The organism is Marinilactibacillus piezotolerans (genome assembly GCF_900114235.1).
Taxonomy (GTDB): Bacteria; Bacillota; Bacilli; order Lactobacillales; family Carnobacteriaceae_A; genus Marinilactibacillus; species Marinilactibacillus piezotolerans.
This window is the reverse complement of the sequence record NZ_FOSJ01000044.1, coordinates 1-18,363: the sequence shown is the minus strand read 5'-3', so window position 1 is coordinate 18,363 and position 18,363 is coordinate 1. Positions and strand designations below refer to the sequence as shown.

16 protein-coding genes, 2 tRNA genes, 1 rRNA gene and 1 pseudogene are annotated in these 18,363 nt (G+C 35.1%); 3 read left to right on the top strand and 17 right to left on the bottom strand.

The annotated features are described in order from the left end of the window. The coding region (locus tag BM212_RS09585; protein WP_143744907.1) for an IS30 family transposase at positions 1-324 on the top strand (324 nt) is incomplete at its 5' end. Between the two features lie 201 nt (positions 325-525). On the opposite strand, the gene uxuA is transcribed toward BM212_RS09585, so the two are convergent. From uxuA to BM212_RS09540, 9 genes are all read right to left on the bottom strand, one after another. Continuing rightward, on the bottom strand, positions 526-1,560 hold the full coding sequence (gene uxuA / locus BM212_RS09580; protein WP_072693174.1) for a mannonate dehydratase: 1,035 nt from the start codon (positions 1,558-1,560) through the stop codon (positions 526-528). A gap of 135 nt (positions 1,561-1,695) precedes the next feature. Next, entirely contained in the window at positions 1,696-3,003 is a 1,308-nt protein-coding gene (locus BM212_RS09575) for a PTS sugar transporter subunit IIC (RefSeq protein WP_072693176.1), read from the bottom strand. A 10-nt stretch (positions 3,004-3,013) separates the two neighbouring features. Continuing rightward, positions 3,014-4,399 carry a glycoside hydrolase family 1 protein gene (locus BM212_RS09570; protein ID WP_072693177.1) on the bottom strand — a complete coding sequence of 462 codons (1,386 nt, stop codon included), beginning with the start codon at positions 4,397-4,399 and terminating at the stop codon, positions 3,014-3,016. Positions 4,400-4,546: 147 nt separating this feature from the next. Next, positions 4,547-5,236 carry a FadR/GntR family transcriptional regulator gene (locus tag BM212_RS09565; protein ID WP_072693179.1) on the bottom strand — a complete coding sequence of 230 codons (690 nt, stop codon included), beginning with the start codon at positions 5,234-5,236 and terminating at the stop codon, positions 4,547-4,549. Between the two features lie 155 nt (positions 5,237-5,391). After that, positions 5,392-6,669 (bottom strand): ABC transporter permease, encoded by a 1,278-nt coding sequence (locus BM212_RS09560; protein ID WP_072693181.1) that lies wholly within the window; start codon positions 6,667-6,669, stop codon positions 5,392-5,394. Next, on the bottom strand, positions 6,662-7,561 hold the full coding sequence (locus BM212_RS09555) for an ABC transporter ATP-binding protein (protein WP_072693182.1): 900 nt from the start codon (positions 7,559-7,561) through the stop codon (positions 6,662-6,664). The genes BM212_RS09560 and BM212_RS09555 overlap by 8 nt, the downstream gene beginning before the upstream one ends. Before the next feature lie 173 nt (positions 7,562-7,734). Further along, positions 7,735-8,139, bottom strand: a complete 405-nt coding sequence (locus tag BM212_RS09550) for a secondary thiamine-phosphate synthase enzyme YjbQ (RefSeq protein WP_072693184.1) — start codon at positions 8,137-8,139, stop codon at positions 7,735-7,737. A 75-nt stretch (positions 8,140-8,214) separates the two neighbouring features. Further along, positions 8,215-9,246 (bottom strand): branched-chain amino acid aminotransferase, encoded by a 1,032-nt coding sequence (locus BM212_RS09545; protein WP_072693185.1) that lies wholly within the window; start codon positions 9,244-9,246, stop codon positions 8,215-8,217. Positions 9,247-9,303: 57 nt separating this feature from the next. After that, positions 9,304-10,317, bottom strand: a complete 1,014-nt coding sequence (locus tag BM212_RS09540) for a PTS sugar transporter subunit IIC (RefSeq protein ID WP_072693187.1) — start codon at positions 10,315-10,317, stop codon at positions 9,304-9,306. Positions 10,318-10,743: 426 nt separating this feature from the next. Here BM212_RS09540 and proC point away from each other — a divergent pair, with 426 nt between their 5' ends. Further along, on the top strand, positions 10,744-11,535 hold the full coding sequence (gene proC, locus BM212_RS09535) for a pyrroline-5-carboxylate reductase (RefSeq protein ID WP_177206420.1): 792 nt from the start codon (positions 10,744-10,746) through the stop codon (positions 11,533-11,535). Positions 11,536-11,546: 11 nt separating this feature from the next. On the opposite strand, the gene tadA is transcribed toward proC, so the two are convergent. Continuing rightward, a complete protein-coding gene (gene tadA, locus BM212_RS09530; protein ID WP_072693198.1) occupies positions 11,547-12,089 on the bottom strand; it encodes a tRNA adenosine(34) deaminase TadA in 543 nt (180 codons plus the stop codon). A gap of 100 nt (positions 12,090-12,189) precedes the next feature. Here tadA and BM212_RS09525 point away from each other — a divergent pair, with 100 nt between their 5' ends. Beyond that, the gene (locus BM212_RS09525) at positions 12,190-13,053 is read left to right on the top strand and encodes a helix-turn-helix domain-containing protein (RefSeq protein WP_072693200.1); all 864 of its coding nucleotides are present in this window, start codon (positions 12,190-12,192) and stop codon (positions 13,051-13,053) included. A gap of 60 nt (positions 13,054-13,113) precedes the next feature. Here the strand turns inward: BM212_RS09525 and BM212_RS09520 are convergent, their stop codons facing one another. The 7 genes and pseudogenes from BM212_RS09520 to rrf form a co-directional block, all read right to left on the bottom strand. Beyond that, positions 13,114-13,452 carry a hypothetical protein gene (locus BM212_RS09520; protein WP_072693202.1) on the bottom strand — a complete coding sequence of 113 codons (339 nt, stop codon included), beginning with the start codon at positions 13,450-13,452 and terminating at the stop codon, positions 13,114-13,116. Between the two features lie 87 nt (positions 13,453-13,539). Continuing rightward, a pseudogene (locus tag BM212_RS09515) lies at positions 13,540-14,354 on the bottom strand (manganese catalase). A 138-nt stretch (positions 14,355-14,492) separates the two neighbouring features. After that, positions 14,493-16,982 carry an ATP-dependent Clp protease ATP-binding subunit gene (locus BM212_RS09510; protein WP_091898280.1) on the bottom strand — a complete coding sequence of 830 codons (2,490 nt, stop codon included), beginning with the start codon at positions 16,980-16,982 and terminating at the stop codon, positions 14,493-14,495. Between the two features lie 20 nt (positions 16,983-17,002). After that, positions 17,003-17,473 (bottom strand): CtsR family transcriptional regulator, encoded by a 471-nt coding sequence (locus BM212_RS09505; protein ID WP_072693206.1) that lies wholly within the window; start codon positions 17,471-17,473, stop codon positions 17,003-17,005. 385 nt (positions 17,474-17,858) lie between these two features. After that, positions 17,859-17,931: transfer RNA gene (locus BM212_RS09500), tRNA-Lys, on the bottom strand. A 7-nt stretch (positions 17,932-17,938) separates the two neighbouring features. Beyond that, a tRNA-Val gene (locus BM212_RS09495) sits at positions 17,939-18,011 on the bottom strand. Between the two features lie 18 nt (positions 18,012-18,029). Continuing rightward, positions 18,030-18,145: ribosomal RNA gene (gene rrf / locus BM212_RS09490) — 5S ribosomal RNA — on the bottom strand. Between the last annotated feature and the right edge of the window lie 218 nt (positions 18,146-18,363).

Here is an 18,363-nt window from a genome sequence, read left to right as displayed (position 1 = left end):
TTATTCTCTTCTATTGAATCTAATCAAGTAAAATCAATTACTCCAGATCGCGGTAAGGAGTTCTCAAGACATTGGGAAATCACTAAAGCTCTTAATAACGTCCCATTCTACTTTCCTGACCCACATGCTCCATGGCAACGAGGGACGAACGAAAACACTAACGGCCTATTAAGAGAGTATTTACCGAAAACAAAAGAGATGGATACGGTCACTGATCAGGTTGTAGATCAATATGTTCGTAAACTCAACTTACGCCCAAGGAAGTGTTTAAACTGGAAAACGCCCTATGAAGTATTTTTTGGTGTAGCGTTGCACTTAATTTGACAATTCAAGATATAAAAAAGTAATGGATTTCTTAGAAAAACATCAAAATTAAACATAAAATCTCCCTACTTCTATATTCAAAGTAGGGAGATTTTATATTGTCTATTCCTTACAAACAGTACTCTCAATTCGCACATAATTGTAATCGGGAAGTTTAACTATAAAAAATGAAAACTAATATCAAATTTAACAGTACTTTCTTTAACTTAACGTCTCCCATATTCCATTCAAGTAACTTGCTCCTAATGCGCGATCATATAAACCATATCCTGGTCTACCGGATTCTTTGAAAATCATCCGCCCATGATCCGGTCTTAGATATCCAGTATATTGATGCTTTTTCAATAGCGAAAGAATTCTAACCATATCAATTGAACCATAATTTGAAACATGCGCTGTTTCTTCAAAACTTTTGTCCTTATGCAGTAAAATATTTCTGACATGCATAAAGTGTACTTTTCCTAATGAAAGATATTCGTCAAGCATTTCATACAAGTTATTGTAAGGATTTGCCCCTAAAGATCCAGTACAGAAGGTGATGCCATTTGCTGAACTACTGGATAGTTGAAATAACCTTGCGTAAGATTCTTTGTCTTTAATGATTCTAGGTAATCCAAAAATTGAATAAGGAGGATCATCTGGATGAATCGCCATATTGACTTGTGCTTTTTCTGCAACTGGAATAATCGCTTCAAGGAAATACGTTAGATTTTCCCAGAGTTTTTCTTCATCCACTGTACTATACTGCTTTAAGATGTCTTTTAATTTATCCTTATCATAAGATTCATCCCATCCCGGCAATGAAAGAGATTCATCTAATGGATCTAATTTTTTCAATTCTTCTGTACTCAATGCTAAGGAAGTTGAGCCATCACTGTTGAGATGATGAAGCGTTGTTCTTGTCCAGTCAAAGACAGGCATAAAGTTATAACAAATTGTTTGTATCCCACATTCAGATAAATTCAGTATTGTCTGCTTATAGTTTTCAATCCACTGATCCCTGTTAGAGTTGCCTAATTTAATATCTTCATGTACAGGGACACTTTCAATCACACCAAGATTTAACCCATTGTTTTCGATTTTTTGTTTCATTTCTTTAATTTGTTCAACAGGCCATACTTCTCCCACCGGTATAGAGTATATAGCACTTACAATCCCATTCATATTGGGAATTTGTCTGATATTTTCTAGCGTAACCAGATCATCGTTCCCAAACCATCTAAAACTTAACTTCATTTTATCCTCCTGAATTATTCAATATCTTACTTTCTTATAAACATAATCAGCCACCAAGCCTGCAACTTGATGGCTGAAATTTAGATTTGGTTTAAATGCTATGCTTTTATGTTGCACATCAATTTAAACTTTCTTTCAAACTTCTTCAGCATCTGCTTGTGCTTTCGATACTCGTTCGCTAACTTTAATAAATGGTAGGTACAAGAATACACCGAACACTATAATAATTAATTGGACAATTACTGCACGCCAGTCTCCTGCAGTAGTAAGATAGGCATTCATCAAGGGTGGTGTAGTCCAAGGAACCATGATAACCGATCGATTAATAAATCCTAATGCTGTACAGAAATAAGCAAATATAATTCCTAGTGCAGGTAAAAGGACAAAAGGAATCATCATAGGTAAGTTAAAGACGATTGGATATCCAAAAATAATAGGCTCATTAATGTTGAATACTCCTGGAGCAAAAGAAATACTTGCTACATCTTTTGAAGATTTTAATTTAGCAAACAGAAATATCGCAAGCATCAAAGCTATTGTTGAGCCCGTTCCGCCAATCATTCCAAATGACGAGACGAATGAGTTTGTTATAATATTAGGAGCTTCTTCTCCTCCATTAAATGCAAGCATATTTTCATTCATATTTTGCAGGGTCAATGGGTCTAGTATTGCTCCATTTACTACTGTTTGATGAATCCCTATTGTAAACAGAAAATTTGAAAAACTATAGATAATTACTGTTCCAATCAGACTGGTATTAATAGCTCTCAACGGTTCCTGAATCAGTGTAGTGATCAGGTCTATAAGGTTAGTATCAAATATAGTAAGTAATATAGCTGATATGATTCCAAATAAGCTTAATGTAATCATGGTAGGCAGCATAACTGTAAAAGACTTACTAACTGCAGGTGGAACACCCTCTCCAAGATTGATCTGTAATCTTTTCACTCCTGAGATTCTTACGAATATCTCTGTTGCCAGCAACCCAATAATAATTCCAGAAAACATTCCACTTGTACCAAGATTTCCGTAAGTCAGTCCTCCTGATACGAGCATGGATTCTCCACTTTCAACTGCTGTCATAGGGATTGAAATCGGCATCATAATGATCAGTGATCCTATAGAGATAGCTGCAGCTGCCAGCGGATTTTTGAACCCTTTATTCTTGGACAAGCTATACCCGATCATTGGTGCAACGAGTAAACTGGCTAAGTTTAAAGTCCCGTTTGTAATCACGTTCCCCCAAACTTTCAGTTTTTCTAACGTGTCACCAGTAAAGAGCCAGGGAAATACCACATTATTAATGAGTACCGCTAATCCTGCTAAGATAAAAAATGGAATAATAACGGCAAAAGCATCACGCAATGAGCGTAGATGTACTTGATTGCCTAGTTTTACAGCAAACATGGTAAAACGATCAGTAAATGAATTCTTGTTTTTCATTTTGATTCTCCTATTCTATATCTTCGCCATTTGTTTCAATAACTTTTTTCAACCACCAGTAGCTTTTTTTAGGTACTCGTTTCATGTCTTTCAAGTCATGATTGTCCCGATTCACATAAACAACACCATATCTTTTTCTCATATCTCCCTGTGAACTCAAAATATCAATCAGTCCCCAACCGAGATAACCAATGACTTCTACCCCATCTTCAAACATAGCATCTTTCATTGCCTGCAAGTGTGCTCGATGATAATCAATACGGTACTGGTCATTAATCTCATTTTCACCATCCCATTCTTCTTTTACTCCAATTCCATTCTCTATAGGGAATATTGGCAACTGATATCTCTGGTATAATTTATTGAAAACATCTCTAAATCCAAGGGGGTCTATCTGCCAATCCCATTCCGTACTTTCTAGATAAGGATTTTTCTGTTTTCCTTCTTTCATTATATAATTGATAGGGGTCTCCTCACTGACTAAGTTAGAATTGATCGTAGAACTGGCATAATAACTGAAAGAAAGAAAATCACTTTTCAAATTTGCCAACTCTTTTAATTCTTCTTCAGTAGCTTTCATGTCAATTTGATGATTCTTGACGTAAGTAAGCACTTCATTACTGTAGCGACCATGCACAAAGGCATCCAGTAAGTTATAATTAATGAACTCATCCCATTTACGCGCTAATAAAATATCTCTAGGCGCACATGTTGCAGGATAACTTTCCGAATAGGCTAGCATTCCACCGATCTTACACTCTGTATTTTCGTGAATATAATTTGCTACTTTTACATGTCCCATCATAACGTTATGACTAATCTGGTACAGTTCATCAAGCGTTTGTTCACCCTTTAAGTATCCACTGATTCTGAAAGCCTCAGGTACATGAAATAAGTTTTGTTCATTAAAAGTAATCCAGTACTTCACTCTATCTCCAAACCGCTTGACCATTTCAATACCGAAATCAACAAACGCTTTCATTACATGCATACTTAAAAAACCATTATATTTTCTGGCAAGATTTAATGGCATATCAAAGTGATACAGACAAATCATTGGCTCAATCCCTCTGTCAATCAGAGCATCAATCAGTTTACTGTAATACTCAATACCTTCTTCATTAAATGCCCCATCACCATCAGGATTAACACGACTCCATGATATTTGAAAACGGTAACAATTCATCCCAAGTTTTTTTAAATGATCAAAGTCTATATCGTAGTTATTATAGTTATCATTAGCAACTTTCCAGTCAGACGAAAATTCAGTAGCCTCTCTTATATCATAGACAGACAGTCCTTTTCCGCCTTCATTCCATCCTCCTTCAGTTTGCATGCTTGATACTGAATTTCCCCATAAGAAAGCTTCCGGTAATCTTTTTGATACTTTATCCAACTATTACTCCTCCTACAATTTTTTTGAGAATCATATAAAAATCCTACGTATTTTACTGATCCACCTCTGAATCATAAAATACGTAGGATGATTTGTCAAATAAAATCCGTTTTATTGTTTTTAAGGTAGAAAAACGGATGATTCATCCTACCTATTAGCGTCTGTATCATTTTCAAGAGAAACACGATTATTGCTCATATGGATCAACATTGCTTGTTGAGCACCTAAGCTATCTCTATTTTTTATAAAATTTACGATTTCTCTGTGTGATTCTATTGTTTCAAGTTTTTTCTTTTCACTAGTAAAATTATCATTATATAGATGAATAGATTCATTAATGATTGGAAGTAAATGGTACAATGCAGTATTCCCAGATGCCTTAGCAATTTGGGTATGCAGCTGCTGATCCAGCTTTAAATGCTCTGTTCCTTCGTTTAGTATCTCTTCTTCAATTTGGACTCTTAATTGGTCTATGGATGCGATTTCTTCTTCCGTAGCATTCTGAGCAGCTAAGGACGCAATATAAGGCTCTAAAATAAAGCGAATATCAAATAAGTCCTTGGTCATTTTGATTTTGTTTTCTAACAACGAAAAACCAAACGGATCATCCATTAGTCCTTTTTTTGCACTAATGAAAGTTCCTGATCCTTGTTTGACTTCAAGAATATTCCTTGATTTCAACATTTTCGTGGCTTCTCGAATAGTATTTCGACTAACTTTCAACTGTTCTGCCAAGGTAAATTCGTTTGGTAACCTTTCTCCTATTTGCAGATTTTGTTCTTTAATATAGTTCAAAATTTTTTGGGTTGTAATTTCTACTAATGTTTTATTTTCCATTTATCTATACCTCTACTTTTGTTTTGTAGTCATTTTCATTATACCTTTCTACAATTAAAAGTAACATGTATTCCAGGATTTTTCTTTGGATTTCCGTTTCTAATATGAAAAAGCTTCCAATGAATTTAATCATTGAAAGCTCCATTTATATTATACTATGAATTTATTTTTTTGGCCTTGCGGTTACTTTTCAGTAGTCCCCATGAGCGTTTTAATGACTTGATAACTCCGCCATCTGAATAAATCAATACATTCGCACGATAAAAAACAAATGACAGGTAAGTTAATATTGCTGTAAAACCTACTGTACCAATAATGGATATCCATATTCCTAGTTGTCCTACTGTCTCTGAAGCAATCCTAAACGGCATTACAAAAGGTGTAAATAAAGGAATATAAGAAAATACCACAGGCACAATATTTTCTGGAGATGCAAAAGCAAATATTCCTACGTATAGTCCAATAATAGCTAACGTTACAATTGGTGTTATCGATTTATTTACATCTTCAATTTTAGTAACAAGTGATCCGAAGAAGGCAGCAAATACTACGTACATCAATACTCCTGTTATAAAGAATATGCTTGTATATCCTAATAATTCCTTAGCAATCGTTGCTAAATCAATACCTTGCGTCAATCCTTGGATAGTTGCTGAATCTTTTACAAAGAAATATGTTACAAATCCTATAATGCCATATACTACTAACTGAGTTAGTAATATAAGCATTACACCTGCTAATTTCCCAAAGAAGTGAACGGTAGCAGAAGCACTGGATAAGATAATTTCCATAATTCTTGTTCCTTTTTCGCTCGCAACTTCACTTGCAATGATAGAAGCATAAAACAAAATAAACATGTAAACTGCAAAACTGACTATATAAGCTCCTATCTCCTTAACCGTCGTATCATTATTTTCTTCTTGAGTTAAATTGCCATCTTCAATACTCACAATCGATTCTTCAATGACTACTGGTTCAGACAATGACATGACTTGTTCTTGAGATAAATCCAGCTCATTTGCTCTCAGCAAAGTTTGATAATTAGATAACTGTTCGTTTAAGATCGGAATAATATTAGTTAATGAATCAGTATGCACAATTGCTGAATCAATGGTATTTCCAGTTTCGCTGATTGTTAGATAGCCATCTATCTCTTCATCCAATAAAGCTTCTTCTGCAGCTTCTTGAGTCGTGATATCTTCTTGCACTTCATACGGTCCATCTTCTATAGTAAAAACATCTTGTATAGCTGGATCCTCAGAAATAACAGCTATTGCAGATGGCTCAGCATTTTTTTCGTCTTGCGCAATAAAGTAACTGATTCCATAAAAAATCCCAATTGCCAGAAGCGGTGCTAGTAACATGATAATAAAGCTCGTTGACTTTACGTTCTTTTTATAAACTTCTTTAGTAATGACCCAAAACTTATTCATTCTTCTCACCTACCATTCGTTTGAAAATTTCTTCTAAAGTTGGTGGTTGCTGGCTGAAGGTTGGAATATATCCATCTGCCGTAGCTGCATCAAAAATCGCTTTTCCATTTTCTGCAGCACTTAGCTGAATAACAGAAATACCATCTCTATTGACTGTGGCTGATTGTACACCTGGGAACTGCTTCAACTCTTCAAGCGATAATGATGATTCTAAAAATAATTTAGTTCGACCAAATTTTTCTCTAATTTCTTTCACTGTTCCATTTAATATCTGATTTCCATCTCGGAGCATAATCAGACTATCGCAGAGTTCTTCAACATTATTCATATTATGACTTGAGAAAATAATGCTGGCACCATTTGCTTGCGCTTCTCTAATTCCTGATTCTAGAAGTTCCGCATTTACAGGATCTAACCCACTAAACGGTTCATCTAATATAATCAGTTCTGGTTGATGAATCAAAGTTGTAATCAATTGAACTTTCTGTTGATTTCCTTTTGAAAGAGTTTTGACTTTGTCTCCTCTTTTACCTTTTACGTCGAATTTCTCTAACCAGTCATCAATTAATGGCTTAATTTCTTTTTTTGATTTGCCTCTTAATTGGGCAAAATATAAGATCTGGTCTTCAATAGAAACTTTTGGATAAAGGCCTCTTTCTTCTGGTAAATATCCAATCTGATTAAACACTTTATTTGTCAGTTTTTTTCCTTTCCAGAGAACTTCTCCCTGGTCAGGTGTGAGTAAATCTAATATCATACGGAAGGTCGTTGTTTTACCAGCACCATTTTGACCAATCAGACCCATTATTTCGCCTTTATTAATCTTAAAGGTGATTCCATCCACTGCCGTAACATCTCCGAAATTTTTTTGGAGACTCTTTGCTTCAAGCATCTTTTTCTTCCTCTCTTCTTTATTCTATGTAATCAAGAGACCCCCTTGGGTAAGTCTCTAATCTCTATTCGTATTGTATTATTGTTTAGATTGATTTGCATCCGCCTTTAGGATGAAATTTCTATTTTTACTCTTTATTGGTTATATATTTACTAATATATTGTAAGTTTCATTTATCCTTCAATTATTTTAATGTATACTGTTCGCTTTCTTGGACCATCAAATTCACAGAAATAAATACTTTGCCAAGTACCTAGTATGATTTTACCATTAGAGATAATCACTGTCTCGCTTGCTCCAAAAACAGAAGATTTCATATGTCCATCGGAATTGCCTTCCATATGAACAAAATAATCATGATTAGGAAATGTATCATTCAATGACGCCGATAAATCTTTTTTTACATCTGGATCTGCATTTTCATTAATAGTAATACCCGCAGTTGTATGCGGACAATATATAATCATTAGTCCTTCTCTGATTCCACTTTCCTCTAACGCTTTATATAGATATTCATCTATATTAATCAGCTCTTGTTTTTGTTTTGTGTTAACTTCATACTTAAATAGATTTGACATATACTTATTTCCTTTCTGTTATTTTGTCACTTCACAAAAAAGACTTGATTCGTTTGAATCAAGTCTTTTTTGTTCTTAAACTTTCACGATCCATCCTTCAGGTGCTTCAACATCTCCTGTCTGGATTCCAACTAATTCATTATACAAACGTTTTGTTACAGGTCCTACTTCTGTTTCAGAATAAAAGACATGAAAATCATCTTTAATTTGTAGCCCTCCAATCGGAGCTATTACTGCTGCTGTTCCACAAGCACCCGCTTCTTTAAACTGATTAATTTGATCAATGTAGACATCTCCCTCAGAGACTTTAAGGTTCAAGCGATTTTCAGCTAACCAAAGTAATGAGTATTTCGTGATACTTGGCAAAATAGAAGAGGATTTAGGCGTGATAAACAAATCGTCTTTGGTGATTCCAAAAAAATTGGCTGCGCCGACTTCTTCTATTTTAGTATGTGTTTCTGGATCAAGATAAACGGCATCACTGAAGCTACGTTCTTTAGCCTCTTTTCCGGGAAGTAAGCTGCCTGCATAGTTACCTCCTACTTTAGCAGCCCCTGTTCCTTTAGGTGCAGCACGGTCATAATCGGTCACTAGGAAGTTTGATGGTTTCAGTCCACCTTTAAAATATGGTCCCACGGGCATCACAAATGCTGAGAAAATATATTCATCTGCTGGCTTCACTCCAATATTATCTCCAATACCAATGATAAAAGGACGGATGTATAAAGTACTTCCAGTTCCATAAGGCGGTACCCATTCTTCATTTGCTTTAACGACTTTTTTAATTGCTTCCACAAATTTTTCTTCAGGAAATACCGGCATCAGAAGTCTTTCACAACTCAACTTCATTCTTTTAGCATTTTCATATGGGCGGAATAGTTGAATCGAACCATCTGCTGTACGATAAGCTTTCATTCCTTCAAAACATTGTTGACCATAATGTAATGCAGTTGATCCTTCTGAAATATGAAGCTGGTTATCTTCTGTTAATGTTCCTTCATCCCATGAGCCATCTTTGTAGTAGGAAATAAATCGATAATCCGTTTTAATATATGAAAATCCTAAATCTTTCCAGTCAATGTTTTCCGGTCTTAAATCAGTTGTCATAAAAAAACAATCCCCTATTCTATAAAATCTTTCAATATTTAAGTATTGAATACTAATTTAACTTACTTTCAGAGCCATATCTCCTACTTTTATTGCTTTTGAAGCATAAAGCAATTTATTTATCCCAAGCGTTATTAAGATTGGAAGAACAGCCCCACATAACAAGTATACACCAAAAGCCTGCAGACCTGAATTGTTGATTACCCAAAGTGGCGCTACACCAGCGGCAAAACCAACTCCACCCATTTCAGGAATTGTCTGAAACCCGAACAGTACGGTGGCGATCGGCCCACAGACAGCAGAGGCTATAGTGGGTCCAATTAGAATTTTTGGATTTTTTATAATGTTCGGTAACTGAACTTTTGGTGTACAAAGCCCCTGAGCAATATATCCACCTAAGTTATTTTCTTTCAATGATACGATTGAAAATACAAAGTATTGAGCTGTTGTTCCAATCAGCATAGCTCCACTTGCCATTGGACTCAATGCCAGTGCAATGGATAATGCTGCGGAAGACAACGGAGACATTAGAAATAATCCAAATAGAACTGCCATCACAGAAGATCCTATAATTGGACTACCTTCCACAGCGCTGGAGACAAACTCACTGACTGAAAGTAATATCGGTGTAATGATTTGAGATAAGCCCACTCCTGCCAAACCACCTCCTAACAGAGATAACGTTGGAATAGACATCATATCCAGTGGTGAAGTTCCAGTCAGTTTTTTACCAATCCAAGTTGCAATAACCCCAGCAACCAGTGCCCCAATCGGATCTCCTCCAACAATCATAAATCCTGCTTCAGAAATTTTTATAGCACCGCCTCCAATTGTAGAGGATGCCATAGCGGCAAAGAGTGTCAGCGTATTAGCTTGCATATTGTAGGCAATACCTGCTCCTAAAGCGGGGGCTAGTAAAACGCGAGTTATACTTCCTATTGTAACTAATATGGGTAAACTAAACATATCTCCTAATGTGCCAAATAAAAATCCAATACCAATCGTTACAAAAATTGCATTAGCTACTCCTGATGATACTTTCAATACATTACTTTTAATATATCCTTTCATCTTACTATCCCCTCTTTCTAATTATGTTCAAAATTCTAATATAAAAAAACCAGCCTCTTTTATCAGAGGCTGGTAAATTATGTAACGTATCCCGAGCCCTTTTTAAAATGCTAAAATAGGACTCTATCTTTTATAAAGAATAGAATCCAAGCTACGGAATGAGTAATAATAAGATTTTAGATGAATCATACAAATTTTGTTTTGGTATATTGATTATTGTTTGACCTTCGTATAGAAAATTCATATATATTCATCTCCTTATCTTCTTTTATATTATTATGATAACTTTATATGTTTGTATCAGATAAGTCAACTGTTTTAATTAAATAAATTTCATTTAAAACTCGTTATTCTTTTATGCCCATTCGAGCTCAGGGCTCTCATATGATATACTTTAATCAAAACTTTAGGAAGAAGGGAAAACTATTGAAAATAGGATTCATTGGATTTGGAAATATGGCCCAAGCTATTGCGACTGGATTAATTGAAAATAATGTAACTGATTTAACAGATTTAATATTTTCTAATCGTACCGAATCAAAAAGAAAAGTATTAGAAACTCAATTCAATATTAAAGGCACCCCGCATAATCAAGATGTATGGAACCAATCTGATCTAATCATTTTAGCAGTCAAACCTTACCAAGTTGAAGAAGTTCTCACTAAAATAGATAAAGTTCATAGCCCATACGTAATCTCTGTAGTTGCTGGTGTGACAAATCAGCAGCTAGCAGCCTATTTGCCTGAATCTAGCTTCATTCGGACTATGCCGAACTTGAATGCTCAAGTTGGTGAAGGAATTACAGCAATCATTGAAAATTCAACTGCTAAAAATGAATTATTAGAACAAGCTAAAAAAATATTTGAATCTATCGGTACAGTAGTGGAATTGCCTGAATCACAAATCGGTCCGTTCATAGCTATTGCCGGGAGTTCTCCTGCATTAGTATTCATGTTTATCGATACATTAGCCCGTTCAGCTGTAAAATATGGAATTACCAAGGATAAAGCTATCGAAATCGCGGCTCAAGCTGTTTTGGGAAGTGCAAAGACTGTTCTCAATTCCAGCCAGTCTCCATGGAACTTAATTGATCAAGTATCTTCTCCAGGAGGTATCACTGTAGACGGTATATTATCGTTACTACAAAATGATTTTTCTGCATCAATTATACAATCTGTAGATGCTATGGTAGAAAAAAATGATCAACTTTCTAAGTAAAAAGGACTCTCCTAGTCGGGAGAGTCCTTTGCCTTATCTGATTTTTCTGGAAAAATTTCTGATTTCAACTTCAATCTCTGCTTTTCTATTTTTTTGTTTTGGCGCAGTTCTTTAAAAAACGTTGTCAGCAATTCTCGACATTTTTCTTCTAAAATTCCTCGTTCTACATAAGCTTGATGATTCATTCGCTCATCCCCTAAAAGATTCATTAATGTACCCGCTGTTCCACCTTTTATATCAGCTGGTCCATAATAAACTTCACCAATTCGTGAAAGCAAAATTGCGCCACTACACATTGCACATGGTTCTAATGTTACAAATAACTGACAATTTTCCAGTCTCCAATTATTTAAAAAATGATTAGCTTCTTGAATTGCAATCATTTCTGCATGCGTAGTAGCGTTACGAGAAGTTTCCCTTAGATTATGTCCTCTGCCAATAATTTCTCCTTTATGAATAACAACTGCTCCTATCGGAACTTCTCCTTTTTTTTCAGCTTTCCTAGCTTCTTTAATGGCCTCTTTCATCCATTTTTCTTTTTCTTTTAAATCCATATCATAGCTCCCATATCTTTTCTTTATTATACCTTAGTTTATTATTCTCTAAAACAGTGTTAAAATAACTTTAATCATGAACCGATATGGAGGATTAAAATTGGAATTTACAGATTTAAAAACAGTCTATCCTGAAGCTTATTTATCAGATAACCCTTTTTCTGAAAATGATTTATTATCATTGCCCTATAAAAATAAATGGATTCATGTACCTACTTCTTCTCTGACGGAAAGTGAAATAGATCTGCTGACGATGTTATATCAGAAACAAGAATCAATAATCTCAGCATCTGATTCCTCTCAATGGCATGATTATCTAATTGGCAAAAAAAAAGCTGTACCTAAAAGCTCTAGATCAGTCAGAATGATTCAATTGAAGTTAAATAATAAAGATCAACAATTCGATCCAAGTCTCTGGTCCGAATCAGCCAAAACGTTATTTGAACCAACCATTGATAGTTTTTTTTTATCAGATGATCTCTATATTATCATACAACCACAGTCAAAATATTATTTGGATAAAAATGAAATTCAAGGAATCCTGCAAACATTAGAAATCGATTTTTCTTTGAAATCATTCTGCTATATTGGTCAATACTGGGAACCCTCCAAAAAATTGAGAACTTTACTTCAAGAAGAACTGGAATTATTTTCTCAAGAACTTCCACACTTAAATGGTCGTATCGGTTCTTTAACGGATATTTCTTTACATTTTTTTACCAAAGATGCGCTTATGGACAGTACGGTAGTTCAACAATTAAGATATAAATTTGATACATTAGAAAACTGGAAAGAGCTGATTCGAGCTCTATGGGAAAACCAGGGAAATGTTAGTATGGCTGCTAAATCTTTATTCATTCACAGAAATACACTTCAATACAGAATTGAAAGATTTTATGAAGCTACAGGATTATCTTTGAAACAAATTAATGATCTTACTCTTTGTTTTTTATTAACCTTATAAATTTAAGTAAAAAACCCATGAACTCAGTTTAAATAAACTGCTTCCATGGGTTTTTATTAATTATTTAATTGCTTTTTTTGCATCTTTGATTTTATCACTGAAAAAATTTTTAAAATCAGCTGAAACATCTGATAAATTACTTTCAATTTCTTTAAATTTGTCTACTGTTCCAAGTAAACTATTTACTTCATCATCTGATAATTTGTCTACAACTTTAGAAGTCTTTTTACTGCCGTGCATCTTGTTTTTGAAAAAATGTTTTGCTTTCTGGCGGTTAACTGCTGTTTTTGTTTTCTCTTTAGTATCACCTGTAGAAAAAATAACAGCCAATAAACCTACTGCTACAGCAAGTCCTACACCTAAAAGAATTCCTTTATTTTGATTATCCATATTTTTCATAAAATGTCATCCTTTCTTAATCTATTAAGTTTAGGATAACAGAAATTGTGTTATTTAACTAAAGATATGCACTACATCTATTTATTTCTAGTCCATTGAAGAGGTATTATAAACATCTTTTGTTACTGGTTTTAATACAGGTTTTTCACCCATAACTTCAGGTTTATCTTTATATATAAACTCTTTACCATCTTTAGCTGTTTTACCATCTACAACTTTTTTACTATCGTTGCCTTCAGAGAAATTGTACAATACATGAGATACATCATTTACTTCGTATTTTTCAGGTACTTGTCCTGGAACTACAACCCCTTCTTTTTCTTCTAACTCTTTGATTGCTTCAATCCATTGAAGTTGGTGCTGCGTATCACGTGCTAATAAGAAACCTAGCATGTCTCGGATACCTTTATCTTCTGTCATTTCATATAATCGAGCTACTTGAAGTCTGCCCTGTGATTCAGCAGTCACATTCATCCGCATATCAGCAAGTATATTTCCGCTTGATACAATGTAGTTAGATGTCCATGGATTGCCATTAGAATCTCTTGGTGCTGCACCTAATCCTGATACAATCGCGTGTTGAGGGTTCCTCCCATCACAGCAGCCAGTGCCGGATCAGAGTCTACAGCTTTTTCCTGTGTTTTAAGGGGTGCACCTTCCAGTAGCTGTGAAATCATAGTCGCAATCATTTCAACATGTCCAATTTCTTCTGTTGCTGTATCTAATAACAAGTCTTTATATTTCTCGTTTCCACGAGCATTCCAGCCTTGAAATAAATACATATTCATAACAGACATTTCTCCCCATTGTCCTCCGAGAATCTCTTGCAGTCTTCGAGCCATTATCGGATCAGGTCGATCTGGTTTTGCATGGTACTGTAATTCTTTACTGTGCATAAACATATTGTCAACATCTCCTTTAATTTTTTTTATTACAATTTGAACTTTAGCACGTTAATTACGTATAATCAAACATAAGACTCGTTATAAAAAAGGAACGAACGCATATCAGCGTCCGTTCCTTTTTAGAAATTTTCTGTATTAATTTTTTACAGTTATTTCCTTTTCATTATTAGTTCTATTTCTTACCTTTAAGGTTATTTCACCTTTTGATGCACCAATTGTCACTTTATCTCCGATAATTACATTTCCAGCAAGTAATTCTTCACTCAATTTATCTTCGATTTTTGTTTGAATAGCTCTTCGCAAAGGTCTTGCACCATATTCGGGATCAAACCCTGCTTTTGCAATCACATCCATGGCTGAAGATGTAATTTTCAAACCAATACCTAATTCATCCATACGTGTAACAATACTTTGGGTTAACAATTTCACGATTTCACGAAGTTCTTCTTTTTTAAGTGATTCAAATACGATTGTATCATCTACTCGATTTAGAAATTCAGGGCGGAAAGCATTTTTAAGTTCTTCACGAATCCTTTTTTCCATACCCTTATGATCAAATCGTTTATCAACTGCTCCGAATCCTACTGATTTTTCGTCTCTTAAAGCTGTTGCACCTAAATTAGAGGTCATAATCACAATAGTATTCTTAAAATCTACCTGTCTACCTTTTCCATCTGTCAGTAAACCATCATCAAGTACCTGCAATAAAATATTAAAAACATCAGGATGCGCTTTTTCTACTTCATCAAGTAAAATTACAGAATAAGGTTTTTGACGGATTTTTTCTGTTAATTGACCACCTTCATCGTATCCAACATACCCAGGAGGAGAACCTACTAGTCTACTTGTACTATATTTCTCCATGTATTCAGACATATCTACTCTAATCAAAGATTCTTCACTACCAAACATCGCTTCAGCCAGTGCTTTTGCAAGTTCAGTTTTCCCTACACCGGTTGGTCCTAAGAACATAAATGATCCAATCGGTCTCTTCGGATCTTTCAATCCACTTCGTGCACGTCGAATAGCTTTGGAAACTGCTACAACAGCTTCCTCTTGACCTACTACACGTTCATGCAATACTTTCTCTAAATTCAATAAACGGTCAGTTTCTTTTTGTTCCATTTGTTGTACAGGAATACCTGTCCATTGAGACACTACTTCAGCAATATCTTTAGCTGTTACTTCTAAGGCAACTTCTTCTGAGACATCTTCATTTTCAATCATTTTTTCAATCCGCTTACGTTGTTTCATTTCTTTTTCGCGGATTTGAGCAGCTCTTTCAAAGTTCTGTTCTTGGATGGCCTCTTCTTTCATACGAGATAAATCACTTAATTTTTCAGTTGCTTTAGACATTGTAGTTGGCTGATCACTGGCATCGATTCTAACTTTAGATGCAGATTCATCCATTAAGTCGATTGCTTTATCAGGCAACTGTCTAGAAGTAATATATCTTGTGGAAAAGTGTACAGCAGAATGAATCGCGTCATCTGTAATTTTAACGCCGTGATGTTCTTCATAACGCTCTCTTAGGCCAAGCAATATAGCTTCTGCCTCAATTTCTGAAGGTGGATTTACTTGAACAGAGGCAAATCGACGCTCTAATGCTGCATCTTTTTCAATATGTTTCTGATACTCATCTAAAGTTGTAGCACCAATTGTTTGCAATTCGCCCCTTGCAAGTGCAGGTTTAAGAATATTGGAAGCATCTATTGCTCCTTCAGCTCCCCCCGCTCCGATCAAAGTATGCAGTTCATCAATGAAGAGGATAACTTCTCCATCTTCATAAATTTCATCAATGATCTTTTTCATTCGCTCTTCAAATTCACCGCGATACTTCGTTCCAGCTACTAAAGATCCCATATCCAGTGTCATCAATCGTTTGTTTTTCAGTGCAGGAGGCACTTCACCCGCTACAATTTTCTGAGCTAATCCTTCGGCAATCGCAGTTTTTCCTACACCTGGATCTCCAACTAAAACAGGATTATTTTTCGTACGTCTACTTAAGATTTGAATGATTCTTCTAACTTCTTTATTACGTCCAACAATAGGATCTAAGCGATCTTCACTTGCTGCTTGTGTCAAATTCCTTGCTAATGAATCCAAGGTCGGTGTTCCTTCTACTGATTTCGGACTTCTAGCTTGTCTACGTCCTTTAAAGCCGCCTCTAGCTTTGTTTTCTTGAACACCAAGTTTCTTAAGAATTAATTGTCGTGTTTTAGAAAGACTGATATCCAAATTACTCATAATCTTAGAAGAAAGGATATCTTCATCTCTTAAAAGACCTAATAATAAGTGCTCTGTTCCAACTAAACTTCTTTGCATTCTCTTAGCTTCATCTGTTGCATATTTAATAACTTGTCGTGCCCTAGGAGAATATGGAAGTACAGCACTTGCTGGCAATTTTTCGCCTGGTCCATAGCTTGTAAAGTGTTCAATTTCCTCTCTGACTTCTTCTTCTGACAAAGATAATTGACGTAATGATTTTCCAGCGATACCTTCAGTTTCCATCACTAACCCTAACAGCAAGTGTTCAGTTCCTACAGTACGATGGCGGAATCCCTTTGCTTCTTCTTGTGCTATTAATAAAGCTTTTTTTGCTTTGTCTGTAAATAGTTCATTCATTTAATTTATCCGCCCTTCTATTATCTCGGCTCTTCATATTTTAAATTAGCAATCATACTTTTCAGCATATTCGCTCTAATTTGATTGTCTATAATTCTTTCTCCAGTGTACATTGTTTTGTCAACTGCTACTAACATTAACTTGGCTTCTCTTTTAGATATAATATCATTTTCATACAGTCTTTGTACAACTGATTGCGCATCTCTTTCTGAAATACTCTTCCCAATAATTTCAATCATCGTATCCAGAACATCGGAATCATCCAATAATTGTACTTTTATAATCCGAATATACCCTCCACCACCGCGTTTACTTTCAACGAGATAGCCTTGCTGGATAGTAAATCGAGTATTAATCACATAATTGATTTGAGAAGGGACGCAATCGAATAGTTCGGCAATTTCACTACGTCTGATTTCAACTTTCTCTTGTTGATTCAAAACTTTTTTCAAATAGGATTCAATTATATCTGACATGTTTTGATTTTCCATGTTGAACCATTATTAAGATAAATATTTAATGAATGCACCTATAGTAACGTCTTTTACTATCACATTCAAGTCTTTATCTTAATACCCTCCTTTTCGTTTTCATTTTGAATTTCACCAGTTTTTCTTTGACTAACTTTGACTAACTTTGACTAACTTTGACTAATAACATTATACCAGTGATATTCTTTTTTTTAAAGTAGCAAGAATCAAGTATTTGTTGCAGTGAGTAATCCTTAACTTTCCAATAATTTAATAAATTCCATATTAAATAATATAAATTGTTAAAAAACTTTTTTCAAACAAGAACCCCATTTTTTGAATAAATAAAAAAGCCAATGTATAGACTACACGGCTTTCAAAAAATATATATGTACTTAATCTCTAATGAGCCATGCAGGGTTCGAACCTGCGACCCTCTGATTAAAAGTCAGATGCTCTACCGACTGAGCTAATGGCTCAAAAAAATGGAGGTTAACGGGCTCGAACCGCTGACCCTCTGCTTGTAAGGCAGATGCTCTCCCAACTGAGCTAAACCTCCAGAAATAAAAAAAGAGCTGCACGGCAACGTCCTGCTTTCACAAGGGGAAACCCCTCACTATCCTCGGCGCTGGGAAGCTTAACGGCTGTGTTCGGAATGGGAACAGGTGGATCCTTCCCGCCATCATCACCGCACAATGACTCTTTTTATATCTTTTAGAGAACGTTGTTCTCTGAAAACTAGATAGTTGAACTTTCCAAACAAGTTTGTCTACAACACCATCATACGCTTTTCCCACTTTATTCCAGTTTCACTCGCCAGGCTTCTCAGAAATACTTCGACTCTCTTCAGCTGTCTAGGGACCGCTAAAGAACGTCTTTTGTATTTCGAGCAAGCCTGAACGTCTCGTTCC

What these genes read in the sequence shown, in the direction of transcription:
- BM212_RS09550 (WP_072693184.1), bottom strand. Translation starts at nt 8,139, where the DNA reads ATGTCAAATCTATTTAAGTATGAAGTTAACACAAAACAAAAACAAGAG.
- BM212_RS09545 (WP_072693185.1), bottom strand. Translation starts at nt 9,246, where the DNA reads ATGACAACTGATTTAAGACCGGAAAACATTGACTGGAAAGATTTAGGA.
- BM212_RS09565 (WP_072693179.1), bottom strand. Translation starts at nt 5,236, where the DNA reads ATGGAAAATAAAACATTAGTAGAAATTACAACCCAAAAAATTTTGAAC.
- BM212_RS09505 (WP_072693206.1), bottom strand. Translation starts at nt 17,473, where the DNA reads ATGGAAAATCAAAACATGTCAGATATAATTGAATCCTATTTGAAAAAA.
- BM212_RS09540 (WP_072693187.1), bottom strand. Translation starts at nt 10,317, where the DNA reads ATGAAAGGATATATTAAAAGTAATGTATTGAAAGTATCATCAGGAGTA.
- BM212_RS09555 (WP_072693182.1), bottom strand. Translation starts at nt 7,561, where the DNA reads ATGCTTGAAGCAAAGAGTCTCCAAAAAAATTTCGGAGATGTTACGGCA.
- uxuA (WP_072693174.1), bottom strand. Translation starts at nt 1,560, where the DNA reads ATGAAGTTAAGTTTTAGATGGTTTGGGAACGATGATCTGGTTACGCTA.
- BM212_RS09520 (WP_072693202.1), bottom strand. Translation starts at nt 13,452, where the DNA reads ATGAAAAATATGGATAATCAAAATAAAGGAATTCTTTTAGGTGTAGGA.
- tadA (WP_072693198.1), bottom strand. Translation starts at nt 12,089, where the DNA reads ATGGATTTAAAAGAAAAAGAAAAATGGATGAAAGAGGCCATTAAAGAA.
- BM212_RS09560 (WP_072693181.1), bottom strand. Translation starts at nt 6,669, where the DNA reads ATGAATAAGTTTTGGGTCATTACTAAAGAAGTTTATAAAAAGAACGTA.
- BM212_RS09510 (WP_091898280.1), bottom strand. Translation starts at nt 16,982, where the DNA reads ATGAATGAACTATTTACAGACAAAGCAAAAAAAGCTTTATTAATAGCA.
- BM212_RS09575 (WP_072693176.1), bottom strand. Translation starts at nt 3,003, where the DNA reads ATGAAAAACAAGAATTCATTTACTGATCGTTTTACCATGTTTGCTGTA.